Here is a 15108-nt window from a genome sequence, read left to right as displayed (position 1 = left end):
GCTCACAACGTTGAATTCAGCGCCCCGCCGTCGAGAAGGAGGTTCTGCCCGACGATGAATCCGGCGTGCTGGCTGCACAAGAAGGCGCAGGCGGCGCCAAACTCGGCGGCGGTGCCATAGCGCCGCGCCGGGATCGAGGCCATGCGCTCGGCCCGGGCCGCGTCCATCGTGATGCCGCGCGCCTTGACCACACCGCCATCCAGCGCGGTGGCGCGGTCGGTGTCATGGATGCCGGGCAGAAGGTTGTTGATCGTCACGCCATGCGGGGCCACCTGCCGCGCAGTGCCGCCGACAAAGCCGGTGAGCCCGGCGCGGGCGGCGTTCGACAGGCCAAGCTGCGGGATCGGCGATTTCACCGATTGCGAGGTGATGTTGACCACCCGGCCCCAGCCGCGCTCGATCATGCCGGGCAGGCAGGCCTGCATCAGCGCGATCGGCGTCAGCATGTTGGCGTCGATCGCCTTGATGAAATCGTCGCGGCTCCAGTCGCTCCACAGGCCCGGCGGCGGACCACCGGCATTGGTCACCAGAATGTCGAAGGGGCCATGGGCCAGCACCGCCGCCCGTCCCGCCTCGGTGGTGATGTCGCCCGCAACCGTGACCACCTGCACGCCATGGGCGGCGCGGAGCGCGGCGGCAGTGGCCTCCAGCGCCTCGGCGCCGCGGGCGTTCAGCACCAGATCGCAGCCCGCCTCGGCCAGTGCCTCGGCGCAGCCCCGCCCCAACCCCTTGGAGGCCGCCGTCACCAATGCCCGCTTGCCGCGAATGCCCAAGTCCATCGCCCGGATCTCCCGTTGTTTCCCCGCCAAGCTTAACAGGCCAAAAATCCGCCGCAATACCATGGCATCACGCATCAATCCCGGCTTGAGCCATGGTCCGCCCTGGCCTATGGCTCAGCCCGATTTTTCAAAGGCCGCGCCCGATATGACGCCAGACGATTGCCGCCCGCTTCCCGGCCCGCCCCTTCCCGGCGCAATCCTTCCCGGGCACGCCTGTCAGGTGCTGGCCGCAGAGGACATCTACGTCAGCCACGGGGCCAATCAGGGCGACGGGCTGATGGGGCCGGCCGAAGTCTGCCCTGGCGACATCTATTGCCTGGAAGATGACCACCTGCCACAGCGGCTCGTGGTGACACGTGCGCAGGGCGCGGGCCAGCGGGTCGGCGCGGGCTCGGCGGTGGGCCAACCGGGCGACGCGATCCGGCTGGAGGCGCGCTATGCGCTGATGGGCGAGGAAGGCGACCGGGTGGAGCTTTTGCTGCTCGCGCTGCCCGATGGTGGCCGCTTTGCCCTGCCGCTGTCGCCGATGGCGGCCGCGACCGAATACACGCTGTTGCGGGTCGAGGAGGCGCCCGAGGACAGCGGGCTTTCCGACCTGCTCTGCATCTCCTTCGCGCGCGGCACGATGATCACGCTGGCCACCGGCGCCCAGAAGCCGATCGAGGACCTGCGCCCCGGTGACCGGGTGCTGACGCGCGACCATGGCGGCCAGCCGATCCGCTGGATCGGGCGGGCGACGCTGAAGGCGGTCGGCCCCTTTGCCCCGGTGGTCATCACCTCGGGCAGCCTTGGCAATGCCGGCGACCTGATCGTCAGCCAACATCACCGGATGTTCCTCTACCAGCGCGAACGCAAGGCGGGCCTGCCGACTTCGGAGTTGCTGGTGCAGGCCATGCATCTGGTCGACGGCGAGCGGGTGTTCCTGCGCGAGGGCGGCTTTGTCGACTATCTCAGCCTCGTCTTTGACCGCCACGAGATCATCTATGCCGAAGGCGTGCCGGCCGAAAGCCTGATGGTGAACGACGCCACGGTGAACCGGCTGCCAGCCGAATTGTCGGTCGATGTGAAGGCGCGGTTTCCGGGGCTGAGCCAGGTCCAGCACTTTGGCACCGAGGCCGGGCGGCAGTTTCTTGACGAAATCGGCCCCGAAACCCTGTTCCGGACCGAACGCCGCCGCCGGTAAGCCGCGCGCCCCTGCCCCCCCTGCGGTTGCCAATGGACGAAGCCCGGCCTTTCGGCTAAAGCCCCGGCCCATGACCAACATGCCGACCCTCCCGCCCGAAATCGCCAGTCCTGAAATTCGCAGGCGCCGGACCTTTGCGATCATCTCGCACCCCGACGCCGGCAAGACCACGCTGACCGAAAAGTTCCTCTTGTTCGGCGGCGCGATCCAGATGGCGGGTCAGGTGCGCGCCAAGGGCGAGGCACGGCGTACGCGGTCGGACTTCATGAAGATCGAAGCCGACCGGGGGATTTCGGTTTCGGCCTCGGCGATGTCCTTCGACTATCGGCAGTATCGCTTCAATCTGGTTGACACCCCCGGCCACAGCGATTTCTCCGAGGACACCTACCGCACGCTGACCGCCGTCGACGCCGCGATCATGGTGATCGACGGGGCGAAGGGCGTGGAAAGCCAGACGCAGAAACTGTTCGAGGTCTGCCGCTTGCGCGACCTGCCGATCCTGACCTTCTGCAACAAGATGGACCGCGAAAGCCGCGACACGTTCGAGATCATCGACGAGATTCAGGAAAATCTGGCGATTGACGTCACCCCGGCCAGCTGGCCCATCGGCGTCGGGCGCGACTTCATCGGCGCCTATGACCTGTTGCATGACCGGCTGGAGATCATGGACCGCGCCGACCGCAACAAGGTGGCGGAATCGATCAAGATTTCCGGGCTGGATGACCCGAATCTGGCCGATCACGTCCCTGCCGACCTGTTGCAGAAGTTCCGCGAAGAGATTGAAATGGCGCGGGAACTTCTGCCGGCCTTCAACCGTCAGGCCTTCCTTGAAGGCCACCTGACGCCGATCTGGTTCGGCTCGGCGATCAACTCGTTCGGGGTCAAGGAGCTGATGGACGGCATGGGCGAATACGGCCCCCAGCCGCAGCCGCAGAAAGCCGCCGAGCGGCAGATTTCGGCGGATGAAAAGGCGGTTGCCGGTTTCGTCTTCAAGGTGCAGGCCAATATGGACGCCAAGCACCGCGACCGGGTGGCCTTTGTCCGCCTTGCCTCGGGGCATTTCGAACGCGGCATGAAGCTGATCCATGTGCGGTCCAAGAAACCCATGGCCATCACCAACCCGGTGATGTTCCTTGCCGCCGACCGCGAGCTGGCCGAAGAGGCCTGGGCGGGCGACATCATCGGCATTCCGAACCACGGGCAATTGCGGATTGGCGATGCGCTGACCGAAGGCGAGATGCTGCATTTCACGGGCATTCCGTCTTTCGCGCCGGAACTCTTGTCCGGCGTGCGGGCGCTCGATCCGATGAAGGCCAAGCATCTGGAAAAGGCGCTGATGCAGTTTGCCGAGGAAGGCGCGGCCAAGGTGTTCAAGCCGATGATCGGCTCGGGCTTCATCGTCGGCGTGGTCGGGCAGTTGCAGTTCGAAGTGCTGGCCAGCCGGATCGAGCAGGAATATTCCCTGCCGGTGCGGTTCGAGCCGTCGAACTTCACCTCGGCGCGCTGGGTGGCCGGGGCCAAGGACGAGATGGACAAGATGATCAACGTCAACAAGGGCCATATCGCGCTCGACAATGACGGCGACACGGTTTTCCTGACCCGGCTGAAATGGGACATCGACCGGATCGAGCGCGATTACCCCAAGCTCAAGCTGACCGCGACCAAGGAAATGATGGTCTGAGGCAAGTGCGCGGGCCGGCCCTCGGCGGCCGGCCCGGCACGGTCAGAGCACTGTCAGCGCCAGCGTGATCTCGGCCTTCAGGAGCTTGGAGATCGGGCAGCCAGCCTTGGCCTTTTCGGCAAAGTCGCGGATCGCATCGGCCTCGGCCGGCGCCTTCACCTTCACATCCAGATGCGCGGCCTTTACCGTCGGGCCGCCTTCGGTCGTCGCATCAAGCTTGACCGTCGAGCGCGCCTCGACGGTTTCCGGCACGATCCCCGCCCCCGACATCAGCGCCGACAGAAACATCGCGTAGCAACTGGAATGCGCGGCGGCCACCAGCTCTTCGGGGTTGCAGCCCTTGCCGTTCTCGAACCTTGTGGCGAAGGTATAGGGCGTGTCGGTCAGAACGCGGCTCTGGCTGCTGACCTTGCCGCTGCCCTCCTTCAGGGTGCCGGTCCAGAGGGCGGTGCTGTATTTCTCGATCATGGAATCCTCCTGTTCACGCCCCCCGATTGGGCACCCGATTGCAGCAAAAGGCAACCGGCAGGCTTTCGGGCCGGCGCGGGGCGCGCTAAGGATTGCCTCCGCGCCGTCAGCCGAGAGGAGAGGCCATGCCGCTGCACGAACTTGCCGCCCTTGGCACCGCGACCTGTTGGGCGACCACCGGGCTGATGGCCGCCGATGCGGTGCGGGCCTTGGGGCCGTTCTGGTTCAACCTGATCCGGCAGGGCTTTGTCACCGGGCTGCTGGCGCTGATCCTGACGGCGACCGGGGGCTGGCAGGGGCTTGAGCCGGCCTCGGTTCTGGTGCTGTCGGCCTCGGGGATCATCGGCATCCTTCTCGGCGACACCTTCAACTTTGCCGCCGTCGGACGGCTGGGTCCGCGCCGCGCCGGGGCGATCTTTGCGCTGAACGCGCCGATGGCGGCCGTGATGGGCTGGGCCTTTCTGGGCGAGCGGCTGCCGGTGCAGGCCGGGCTTGGCATTGCGGTGACGGCGGCGGGGGTGGCGCTGGCCATTCTCGGCCGGCCGCGCGCCGATGCGCACCGGCTGGAGACCCTGCAGGGCGGGCTGATGATCGGCGCGCTCTTCGGCCTTGCCGCGGCAGCGGGTCAGGCGGCGGGCAGCCTGATTGCCCGGCCGCTGATGACCGGCGGGCTGGACCCCTATCTGGCCTCGCTGTTCCGCGTCGGCGCTTCGGGTCTGGCGATGGGGCTGGTCGCCGCCCTGCCCGCCGCGCCCCCCAGACCCGCCGCCATTTCACGCCTGACGCTGGCGCTGACGGCGGCCACCGCGATCATCGGCCTTCTCATCGGCATGACGCTGTTTCTCTACGCGCTGCAGGGCAGCCAGACCGGAATCATCGCCACGCTCTCGGCCACCTCGCCAGTCATCATCCTGCCGCTGCTGTGGCTGCGCACCGGCCAGCGCCCGACCGCGATGAGCTTTGCCGGCGGGCTGCTGGCGGTTCTGGGGCTGGGGCTGATCTTCACGCGCTGAGACGGCGACAGACAAGATTTTCTTGTCGTTTGGCAGAAGTTCTTACCCGGAAACTTTCTCGCGTCAGGCTGCCGGATTGCAGCGTCAATCCGCAGCATTCCGGCGGCTTTTATCAGGCATTCTGCCGTAATAATGCGTCACTTCGCCCGTTTTCCCGTGCTTTCGCCCATTTTTCGGCCTTTCCGCCCCCCTTGCGTGAGCGGACGCACTTCGGCCTTACTGCTGGCAACCGCAGCTTTCCCGCCTGCCTGAACTCCTGATGAGGCCCCCCATGACGCTTGCCAATGAAGTCCCCGCCCTTCTCGCCCGGATGGGTGTCACGCTGACCTCGGGCGCCCTGCCCGCCCATTCGCCGATCACCGGCGAGCGGCTGGCGGCGATTGCCGAGAACTCCGCGGCAGAGGCCGGCGCGGCCATCGACGCCGCGCAGGCCGCCTTCCGGCAGTGGCGCAACGTGCCGGCGCCGAAGCGCGGCGAGCTGGTGCGGCTCTGGGCCGAGGAGCTGCGCGCCCACAAGGCCGACCTTGGCCGGCTGGTGTCGATCGAGGTCGGCAAGGTGGTATCCGAAGGGCTGGGCGAAGTGCAGGAGATGATCGACATCTGCGATTTCGCCGTCGGCCTGTCGCGCCAGCTTTACGGCTATACCATTGCCTCGGAACGCCCCGATCACCGGATGATGGAAACCTGGCATCCCTTGGGCGTGGTGGGCGTGATTTCGGCCTTCAACTTCCCGGTCGCGGTCTGGTCGTGGAACACCGCGCTGGCGCTCGTCTGCGGCAATGCCGTGGTGTGGAAGCCCTCGGAAAAGGCCAATCTCTCGGCGCTTGCGGCCCATGCCATGCTGGAGCGCGCCATCGCCCGGTTCAACGCCGAGGGCGGCAAGGCTCCGGCCGGGCTGAACGGGCTGCTGATCGGCGGGCGCGCCCTGGGCGAGGCGCTGGTCGACAGCCCGAAAGTGGCGCTGGTGTCGGCCACCGGCTCGACCCGGATGGGCCGCGAGGTGGGGCCGAAGGTCGCCGCCCGCTTCGGCCGCTCGCTTCTGGAACTTGGCGGCAACAATGCCGCCATCGTCTCGCCCACCGCCAGCCTTGACCTGACGCTGCGCGGCGTGGCCTTTGCCGCGATGGGCACCGCCGGCCAGCGCTGCACCACGCTGCGGCGGCTGTTCCTGCATGACAGCATCTATGACGCCTTCCTGCCGCGGCTGAAGGCGGCCTATGCCTCTGTCAAGGTTGGCAACCCCTTGGAGCAGGGCGTGCTGGTCGGCCCGCTGATCGACCAGGGGGCGCTGGACGCGATGCAGAAGGCGCTGGCCGAGGCGCGGGCCGCGGGCGGCACGGTGCATGGCGGCGAGGTGGTGCAGACGATGGGCGGCGCCTATGCCCGCCCGGCGCTGGTCGAGATGCTCGACCAAATTGGCCCGGTGCTGCACGAAACCTTTGCGCCCATCCTTTATGTGATGAAATACAGCGACTTCGACGCCACTCTTGAGAAACACAATGAAGTTCCGCAGGGCCTGTCCTCGTCGATCTTCACCAATGACATGCGCGAGGCGGAAACCTTCCTGTCGGCGCGCGGCAGCGATTGCGGCATTGCCAATGTGAACATCGGCCCTTCCGGCGCGGAAATCGGCGGCGCCTTTGGCGGCGAGAAGGAAACCGGCGGCGGGCGCGAAAGCGGCTCGGATGCCTGGAAGGCCTATATGCGGCGGGCGACCAACACGCTGAACTATGGCTCGACCCTGCCGCTGGCCCAAGGTGTCACCTTCGACATTGGCTGAGGGGCTGCCCCCGCGCCAGAACCCGGAAAACCCGCCGCAACCGGCGGGTTTTCTGCGTTTTTTCCGGCTTGCTTGACGCAAAGCCCGTTTTCCAGTATCGGCCCCTGAGATGGGGCACTGGCCCCACGACGCCGGGACGCCCGGAATGCCGCGTCCCCCCTATTCCCTTGCGGGCCGATCCCGCAGTTTCAGGACGCTGATGACCAAATTCTCTGACCTTGCGCTGGATCCGCGCGTGTTGCAGGCCATTTCCGAGGCCGGTTACGAAACCCCGACCCCGATTCAGGCCCAGGCCATTCCGCATGCCCTTGCCGGGCGCGATGTCTTGGGCATTGCCCAGACCGGAACTGGCAAGACGGCAAGCTTTACCCTGCCGATGATCACGCTTCTCGGGCAGGGCCGCGCCCGCGCCCGGATGCCGCGGTCGCTGGTTTTGGCCCCCACGCGCGAACTGGCCGCGCAGGTGGCGGAAAACTTCGACGTCTACGCCAAGCACACCAAGCTGACCAAGGCGCTTCTGATCGGCGGCGTCAGCTTTGGCGAGCAGGACAAGCTGATTGACCGCGGCGTCGACGTGCTGATCGCCACCCCCGGCCGGCTTCTGGACCATTTCGAGCGCGGCAAGCTGCTCTTGACCGGCGTGCAGATCATGGTGGTCGACGAGGCCGACCGCATGCTCGACATGGGCTTCATCCCCGATATCGAGCGCATCTTCTCGCTGACGCCCTTCACCCGGCAGACCTTCTTCTATTCGGCCACCATGGCCCCCGAGATCGAGCGGATCACCAACACCTTCCTGTCGGCGGCGGTCAAGATCGAGGTGGCGCGGCAGGCGACGACCTCGACCACCATCGAGCAGAAGCTGTTTCAGTTCACCCCGACCCGCAAGGACAAGAGCTTTACCGAAAAGCGCGCCGTCCTGCGGTCGCTGATCCGGGCCGAGGGCGAGGCCTGCACCAATGCCATCATCTTCTGCAATCGCAAGATGGATGTGGATGTGGTGGCCAAGTCCTTGAAGGCACATGGCTTCAACGCCGCGCCGATCCATGGCGATCTGGAGCAGAGCCTGCGGATGAAGACGCTGGACGCCTTCCGCGACGGCAACCTGCAACTGCTGGTCGCCTCGGATGTGGCGGCGCGGGGCCTCGACATTCCGGCGGTCAGCCATGTCTTCAACTTCGACCTGCCCTCGCATCCCGAGGACTACGTCCACCGCATCGGCCGCACTGGCCGGGCCGGGCGGCAGGGCAAGGCGTTCTCCATCGCCACCCCGGCGGATGGCAAGTATCTTTCCCAGATCGAAGCGCTGGTAAAGCTGGAAATCCCGCGCGGCGAGGTGCCGGAAGGCGCGCTGGCCGATGTGGCCGACCGCCCCGATCGTCCGCGCCTCGCGGAAAGCCGCGGGCCGCGCACCCGCGGTCCGCGCGGGGCCGATCGCCGCGAGCGCCCGGTGAAGCCGCATGACGAAATGGCACCGATGGAACCGATTGCCGCCGAGCCGGTGGTGGTGGCCGCGGAGGCAGAAGAGGCACCCGCCCCCCGCCGGGACGAGCGCCGGGACGACCGTCGGCGCGATGACCGCCGCGAAGGCGGACGCCGCGACGAGCGTTCCGAGGCGCCGCGCCGTGAGGACCGCCGTGAGGAGCGCAAGGACGACCGCGGCGAAGAGCGTCGCCGCGAGGAGCGCCGCGACCGCGGCAGCCGCGACCATGACCGCGGCGAGCGTGTCGTGGGCATGGGCGACCATGTGCCGGATTTCATCCTGCGCAGCTTCGCGCTGAAGCCCGCCCCCGATACCGCGCCAGACACTGATGAGGCGCCGGAGACGACCGAAGAGGCCAGCGCAGAATAAGAAAAAGCCCCGCCGAAGCGGGGCTTTTTTTACTCTGCCGACAGCCGGCTGATGACCACCCGCACCTCGGGTTTCTTGCCGACCTCCTCCATGGCGACCTGCCGCACGATGCGCTTCAGGGCCTCGTCCAGCCGGTCGTCATCCGACAGGATCTTGCCCGAGGCGGCGTCGAGGAACTCGGTCAGCTCGGTCTCCATCGTCTCGTTCAGCGGCCGCTCGCCCAGCCCGGTCGCGGGCAGGCCCAGCAGCTCCACCCAGGCCTCGCCCAGAGGTTCGTTCTGTTCGTCAAGGATCACCGAGACCATGGCCACGCCGTTCAGCGCCATGCGGATGCGGTCGCGCACCACGCCATCCAGCGCCCCCACCAGCGCCGTGCCATCCAGATAGACCCGGCCAGTCTCGACATGTTCGGCAAGCTTCGGCACCTCGCCGGTCAGGTCGATCATCATGCCGTTAGTGGCGACCATGCCGGCGATCCCGGCCTCATGTGCGATGCGGACATGTTCGCGCAGGTGGCGGTGTTCGCCATGCATCGGGATCAGCATGTCGGGCAGGAAGACCCGGTGGGCATGCTCCAGATCGGGCCGGTTGGCATGGCCCGAGACGTGATACTTGCCGCCCGCGTCGTCAACGATGTCGACGCCGGTTTCCGACAGCGCGTTCATGATGCGCAAGACGCTGCGCTCATTGCCCGGAATGGTCTTGGACGAGAACAGGAACGTATCGCCCGGTTTCATCTCGAAGCCCAGATACTTGCCGCGCGACAGCGCCGCCGAGGCCGCGCGCCGCTCGCCCTGACTGCCCGTCACCAGCAGCATCAGGTTGCGGCGCGGGATTTCCAGCGCCTCCTCCGGGGTCACATGGCGCGGAAAGCCGGTCAGGACTCCGGTTTCCTCGGCCACTGCGACCATGCGCTTCATCGCCCGGCCCAGAACGCAAATCGACCGGTCCGCCGCCCGCGCCGCCTCGGCGAGGGTTTTCAGACGCGCGACGTTGGAGGCAAAGGTGGTCGCCACCACCATGCCCCCGGCCTTGGCAATCAACTCGGTCAGGGGTTCGGCCAGCGTGGCCTCCGACCGGCCCGGCAGCGGCGAAAAGACGTTGGTCGAATCGCACATCATCGCCTTGACCGGCGCTTCGGCCGCGACCGCCTCCATCACCGCGTCATCCCAGCCCTCGCCGACGATCGGCGTCGGGTCGCGCTTGAAATCGCCGGTGTGCAGAATGCGGCCCGCCGGCGTGTCGATGACAAGGCCGGCGCTTTCCGGGATCGAATGCGACAAGGGCAGGAACTGCACCTTGAAAGGCCCGATCTCCACCGCGGCCGGCCGTGGCTCGACCGTGATGATGGCATCCAGCGGCAGCCCGGCCTCTTCAAACTTCAGCCGCCCGATGGCGGCGGTGAACCGGCGGGCATAGACCGGCTTTTTCAAGAGCGGCCAGAGATGCGGCAGGGCGCCGATATGGTCCTCATGGGCATGGGTGATGATGATCCCGTCCAGCCGGTCGAGGTTGTCCACCAGCCAACTGACATCGGGCACGATGACATCGACGCCGGGCGAGGTGTCCATATCCGGGAAGGCGACGCCCAGATCGACCAGCATCAGCCGTTCCTTCCCCGGACGGCCATAGCCGTAGACATAGGCGTTCATGCCGATTTCGCCGGCCCCGCCAAGGGGAAGATAGATCAGACGCTCACCACTCATGGAGTTTCCTTGTTGTAATCGTTGATGAGGACGAGGCCATGCATGGTCAGGTCATCCTCGATCGCATGAAACAGGTCGGTCCCTTGGGCAAAAAGGCTCGCCAGCCCGCCGGTCGCAATCACTTTCATCGGCCCGGCCCATTCGCGCCGCACTTCGCGGGTGATTCCCTCGATCAGGCCGATATAGCCCCAATACACGCCGGACTGCATGCAGGCCACCGTATTCGTGCCGATGGCTTTCGCCGGTTTGGTCACGTCGACGTGGGGCAGCGCGGCGGCAGCCATGTGCAGGGCTTCAAGACTGAGATTGACGCCCGGCGCGATCACCCCGCCGACATAGGCGCCGTCATGGTCGACCACATCAAAGGTGGTCGCGGTGCCGAAATCGACGACGATCAGGTTGCCGCCGTGGCGGTCATAGCCGGCCACGGTGTTGACCAGCCGGTCGGGACCGACCGTAGTGCCCTGATCGACGCGCGGGGCGACGGGCAAGCGGCATTCCGGCTTGCCGACGACCAGCGGGCGGCAGCCGAAATAGCGGTCACACAGCACCCGCAGGTTGAACACGACGCGCGGCACCGTGCTGCTGATGATGGCCTCCGAAATCTGCGCCTCGGTCTTGGTCAGGGCCAGCAGGCTGGAGAGCCAGACGAAATATTCGTCCGCCGTGCGGGTGTGGTCGGTGGCGATGCGCCATGTGGCCAGAAACCGCGTGCCGTTCCAGATCGAGAACACCGTGTTGGTGTTGCCGCAGTCGATGGCCAGAAGCATGCCCGCCCCTTTCAGAAGAACACCTCGGCCGCCGGAATCGCCAGTCGCCCGGTGGCCGTCAGGAGAATGAGGTTACCTTGTGAATCAATCGTGTCGAACACCCCGAAATGGGTGTCCTTGCCGGTGCGGGCGCGGATCGGCTCGCCGATCTTCGCGGCATGGGCCAGCCAGGCCGCGCGCAGGGGCGCAAAGCCCTGGGCAGTGAACATCGCCTCCCAGCGGGCATAGGCCGGCGCCAGCGCGTCAAGGAAGGTCTCGGGAGCGATCCGCACCCCGGTTTCCGACAACAGCGAGACTGCCGGCAGCGCGCCCGCCTCCATCACTGACGGATCGGGATGAGCGATCAGGTTGACGCCGATGCCGATGGCCAGCGCCTGCACCCCTGCCCCGGCCGAGGTGGCCTCCAGAAGAATGCCCGCCACCTTGGCGCCGTTCAGCAGCACATCGTTCGGCCATTTCAGGCTGAATGCCGCCGGCAGGCCGGTCAGCGCCACGAAGGCGTCGCGCAGGGCCAGCGCGGCGGCAAAGCTGCGCAGCGCCACCTGCTCCGGGCTTTCCGTCGGCGCCAACAGCAGCGTGGCGTGGAAATTGCCGCGCGGGCTGGCCCAGGCCCTTGCCCGCCGCCCCCGCCCCGCCGTCTGTTCCAACCCCAGAAACCACGCAGGCCCCTGCAGGACAGGGGCCTCCCGCAGCGCATGGGCGTTGGTGCTGTCGGTCACCGCCAGCACATGCCGCCCGGTGCCCTCGGGCCAGTCCTGACCGCTCATCTCCCGGCCTCGCTTTCATGCTGGCGGAAATATCCCACGGGGTATGGCATTGGTTACGCCATTGGTCCGAGAAACCAATGCCGTGGGGGGTGTGAAACCCCCGGGGGTGCCGCAGGAGATCCCTTACCCAATCAGCGCCTCGGCGGCGTCGAGGGCAAGCGCCTCGATGCCGAAAAGGTTGACGACACCAAGGATCATCACCGCCGCAACCCCCACCAGCATCAGCCATTGCACCGCCGACATCCGGCTTTGCACCGGGTCCTGCTCGGCCCCGAAATACATGAAATAGACGATGCGCAGGTAGTAGAAGGCCCCGATCACCGAGGCCACGGCACCGGCCACGGCCAGCCAGACCAGGCCTGCGTCGACGGCGGCCCTCAGGACATAGAACTTGCCGAAAAAGCCCAGCATCGGCGGCACGCCGGCCAGCGAGAACAAGAGCACCAGCATCGCCAGCGCCTTCAGCGGCTCGGCCCGCGCGAACTGGTTCAGCGCGCCGATCTCGGTCACCGGGCGGCCGTCACGCTCCATCGACAGGATGAAGGCGAAGGTGCCAAGGTTCATGGTGACATAGATCGCCATGTAGATCAGCGTCGCCTGCACGCCCTGCGGCGTCGCGGCGGCGAGGCCGACCAGCGCATAGCCCATATGCGCGATCGAGGAATAGGCCATCAGGCGCTTGATGTCGCGCTGGCCGATCGCGGCCACGGCGCCAAGGAACATCGACAGCACGGCAAGCGCCGCCAGAACCTGGCTCCAGTCGCCCGGGATGCCGCCAAAGGCGTCCTGGATCACCCGGGCAATCAGCGCCATGGCGGCCACCTTGGGCGCGGTGGCGAAGAAGGCGGTCACCGGGGTCGGGGCGCCTTCGTAGACATCGGGCGTCCACATGTGGAACGGCACGGCCGAGACCTTGAAGGCCATGCCCGAGATCAGGAAGACCAGACCGAACAACAGGCCCAAGGGCGCATGCCCCTCAGTCAGGGTCGAGGCGATGCCGGCAAAATCGGTGGTTCCGGCAAAGCCATAGACCAGCGAGGCGCCGTAGAGCAAGAGGCCCGACGACAGCGCCCCGAGGACGAAGTACTTCAGGCCGGCCTCGGTCGATTTCGCCGACTCGCGCCGCATCGCGGCCATGACGTAAAGCGCCAGCGATTGCAGCTCGAGCCCCATGTAAAGCGCCATCAGGTCGCCGGCCGAGACCATCACCATCATGCCGATGACCGACAGCGTGGCCAGGATCGGGTATTCGAAGCGGGCCAGGTCGCGCCGCGCCATGTAGTCCTGCGCCATGACCAGGACGCCGGCGGCCGAAATCAGGATCACCACCTTGGCAAAGCGGGCAAAGGCATCATCGACGAACATGCCGCCAAAGGCTTCGGCCCCCACGCCGCCGCGCAGCGCGATGAGCAGCGCCAGCGCCACGAAAAGCCCGGCCGTGGCCCAGGTCACGAGGCCCGCCAGCTTGTCCTTGCCGCCATAGACACCCAGCATCAGCGCCGCCATCGCATAGACCGCAAGGAGGATCTCGGGCAGGAGGATCGGAAAATCAACACCAGTCATCGGATCGGTCCTTCAGTGCGTGGCGGCCTCTGCCACGACGGGCAGGGCAGCATGGTAGTCGGTCACAAGCTGGGCCACCGAAGGCCCGATGATGTCGGTCACAAGCGCCGGATAGACCCCGAGCAGCAGCGTCATCACGATCAGCGGCGCGAAGATCGCCCGCTCGCGGCGGCTCATGTCCTGAATGGTCTTCAGAGCCTCCTTCACCAGCGCACCGAAGGCGACGCGGCGGTAAAGCCACAGTGCATAGGCCGCCGACAGGATCACCCCCGAGGTTGCCACCGCGGCGACCCAGGTGTTGACCTGGAAGATGCCGACCAGCACGAGAAACTCGCCGATGAACCCGGAGGTGCCCGGCAGGCCGACGTTGGCCATGGTGAAGAACATGAACACCAGCGCATAGGCCGGCATCCGGTTCACCAGCCCGCCATAGGCGTCGATCTCGCGGGTGTGCATCCGGTCATAGATCACGCCGACGCACAGGAACAAGGCACCCGAGATGAAGCCGTGGCTCAGCATCTGGAAGATCGCGCCGTCGACGCCCTGCTGGTTGGCCGCAAAGATGCCCATGGTGACATAGCCCATGTGCGCCACCGACGAATAGGCGATCAGCTTTTTCATGTCCGATTGCGCCAGGGCGACGAGCGAGGTGTAGACGATGGCAATGGCCGACATCCAGAACACCACGTCGGACATGACGTAGGAGCCGACCGGGAACATCGGCAGCGAGAAGCGCAGGAAGCCGTAGCCGCCCATCTTCAAGAGCACCGCCGCCAGAATGACCGAGCCCGCGGTCGGCGCCTGAACGTGCGCGTCGGGCAGCCAGGTGTGGACCGGCCACATCGGCATCTTCACCGCGAAAGAGGCGAAGAAGGCGAGGAACAGCAGCGTCTGCAGCCCGCCGGTCAGCGTCAAGCCCAGCACCGCCATCGGCTCGGAGGAGAACTCGAAGCCCATCAGCGTCGGAATGTCGGTGGTGCCGGCCGCGACATACATCGCGATCATGGCCACCAGCATCAGGACCGAGCCGAGGAAGGTGTAGAGGAAGAACTTGAACGCGGCATAGATCCGGTGCTGCCCGCCCCAGATGCCGATGATGAGGAACATCGGAATGAGGCCGGCTTCGAAGAACAGGTAGAACAGCACCAGATCCAGCGCGCAGAACACCCCGAGCATCAGGGTTTCCAGCAGGAGGAAGGCGATCATGTATTCCTTGACGCGGGTGGTGACGCTCCAGGTCGACAGGATGGTGATCGGCATCAGGAAGGTGGTCAAGAGCACGAAGAGGATCGACAGACCGTCGACGCCCATCTTGTATTTCAGCCCGGCGATCCAGGTGAATTCCTCGACGAACTGCATGCCGGTATTGGCCGGATCGAAGCCCACCAGCAGGAACAGCGACACCAGAAGCGTGGCGATGGTGGCCAGCAGCGCCAGCCACTTGGCGTTGCCTTGTGCGGCCGCGTCATCGCCGCGCAGGAACAGCGCCATGATGGCGGCGGCCACCGCCGGGATGAAGGTGATGATCGAAAGGAGGTTATCCATG

General features: G+C 66.3%; 12 protein-coding genes. 5 read left to right on the top strand and 7 right to left on the bottom strand.

Going from position 1 to position 15108, the window contains the following annotated elements:
- Window positions 1–2: 2 nt before the first annotated feature.
- A complete protein-coding gene (locus G4Z14_RS01085; protein WP_164622911.1) occupies window positions 3–779 on the bottom strand; it encodes an SDR family oxidoreductase in 777 nt (258 codons plus the stop codon).
- Between the two features lie 220 nt (window positions 780–999).
- Here G4Z14_RS01085 and G4Z14_RS01080 point away from each other — a divergent pair, with 220 nt between their 5' ends.
- Both G4Z14_RS01080 and G4Z14_RS01075 read left to right on the top strand, forming a co-directional pair.
- Entirely contained in the window at window positions 1000–1962 is a 963-nt protein-coding gene (locus G4Z14_RS01080) for a Hint domain-containing protein (protein ID WP_321572988.1), read from the top strand.
- Between the two features lie 70 nt (window positions 1963–2032).
- On the top strand, window positions 2033–3643 hold the full coding sequence (locus G4Z14_RS01075; protein WP_164622909.1) for a peptide chain release factor 3: 1611 nt from the start codon (window positions 2033–2035) through the stop codon (window positions 3641–3643).
- A gap of 42 nt (window positions 3644–3685) precedes the next feature.
- On the opposite strand, the gene G4Z14_RS01070 is transcribed toward G4Z14_RS01075, so the two are convergent.
- Window positions 3686–4111, bottom strand: a complete 426-nt coding sequence (locus tag G4Z14_RS01070) for an OsmC family peroxiredoxin (protein ID WP_164622908.1) — start codon at window positions 4109–4111, stop codon at window positions 3686–3688.
- A gap of 125 nt (window positions 4112–4236) precedes the next feature.
- On the opposite strand from G4Z14_RS01070, the gene G4Z14_RS01065 reads away from it, so the two are divergent.
- From G4Z14_RS01065 to G4Z14_RS01055, 3 genes are all read left to right on the top strand, one after another.
- A complete protein-coding gene (locus tag G4Z14_RS01065) occupies window positions 4237–5124 on the top strand; it encodes a solute carrier family 35 transporter (RefSeq protein ID WP_164622907.1) in 888 nt (295 codons plus the stop codon).
- Between the two features lie 271 nt (window positions 5125–5395).
- A complete protein-coding gene (amaB, locus tag G4Z14_RS01060) occupies window positions 5396–6904 on the top strand; it encodes an L-piperidine-6-carboxylate dehydrogenase (RefSeq protein WP_227751454.1) in 1509 nt (502 codons plus the stop codon).
- A gap of 199 nt (window positions 6905–7103) precedes the next feature.
- Window positions 7104–8756 (top strand): DEAD/DEAH box helicase, encoded by a 1653-nt coding sequence (locus tag G4Z14_RS01055; RefSeq protein ID WP_164622905.1) that lies wholly within the window; start codon window positions 7104–7106, stop codon window positions 8754–8756.
- A 29-nt stretch (window positions 8757–8785) separates the two neighbouring features.
- Here the strand turns inward: G4Z14_RS01055 and G4Z14_RS01050 are convergent, their stop codons facing one another.
- The 5 genes from G4Z14_RS01050 to G4Z14_RS01030 all read right to left on the bottom strand — a co-directional run bounded on the left by G4Z14_RS01050 (window position 8786) and on the right by G4Z14_RS01030 (window position 15107).
- Window positions 8786–10462 carry a ribonuclease J gene (locus tag G4Z14_RS01050; RefSeq protein ID WP_164622904.1) on the bottom strand — a complete coding sequence of 559 codons (1677 nt, stop codon included), beginning with the start codon at window positions 10460–10462 and terminating at the stop codon, window positions 8786–8788.
- The gene (locus G4Z14_RS01045) at window positions 10459–11232 is read right to left on the bottom strand and encodes a type III pantothenate kinase (RefSeq protein WP_164622903.1); all 774 of its coding nucleotides are present in this window, start codon (window positions 11230–11232) and stop codon (window positions 10459–10461) included. Before G4Z14_RS01045 ends, G4Z14_RS01050 begins: the two co-directional genes overlap by 4 nt.
- 11 nt (window positions 11233–11243) lie before the next feature.
- Window positions 11244–11999 (bottom strand): biotin--[acetyl-CoA-carboxylase] ligase, encoded by a 756-nt coding sequence (locus G4Z14_RS01040; protein WP_164622902.1) that lies wholly within the window; start codon window positions 11997–11999, stop codon window positions 11244–11246.
- Window positions 12000–12122: 123 nt separating this feature from the next.
- Window positions 12123–13562 carry an NADH-quinone oxidoreductase subunit NuoN gene (gene nuoN, locus G4Z14_RS01035; RefSeq protein WP_164622901.1) on the bottom strand — a complete coding sequence of 480 codons (1440 nt, stop codon included), beginning with the start codon at window positions 13560–13562 and terminating at the stop codon, window positions 12123–12125.
- Window positions 13563–13574: 12 nt separating this feature from the next.
- Window positions 13575–15107 carry an NADH-quinone oxidoreductase subunit M gene (locus tag G4Z14_RS01030; protein ID WP_164622900.1) on the bottom strand — a complete coding sequence of 511 codons (1533 nt, stop codon included), beginning with the start codon at window positions 15105–15107 and terminating at the stop codon, window positions 13575–13577.
- Window position 15108: the final 1 nt, after the last annotated feature.

This window comes from Tabrizicola oligotrophica (genome assembly GCF_011008935.1).
Taxonomy (GTDB): Bacteria; Pseudomonadota; Alphaproteobacteria; order Rhodobacterales; family Rhodobacteraceae; genus Tabrizicola_A; species Tabrizicola_A oligotrophica.
Note: the sequence above shows the minus strand (reverse complement) of the source record. Positions and strands in the feature narration are given on the sequence as shown.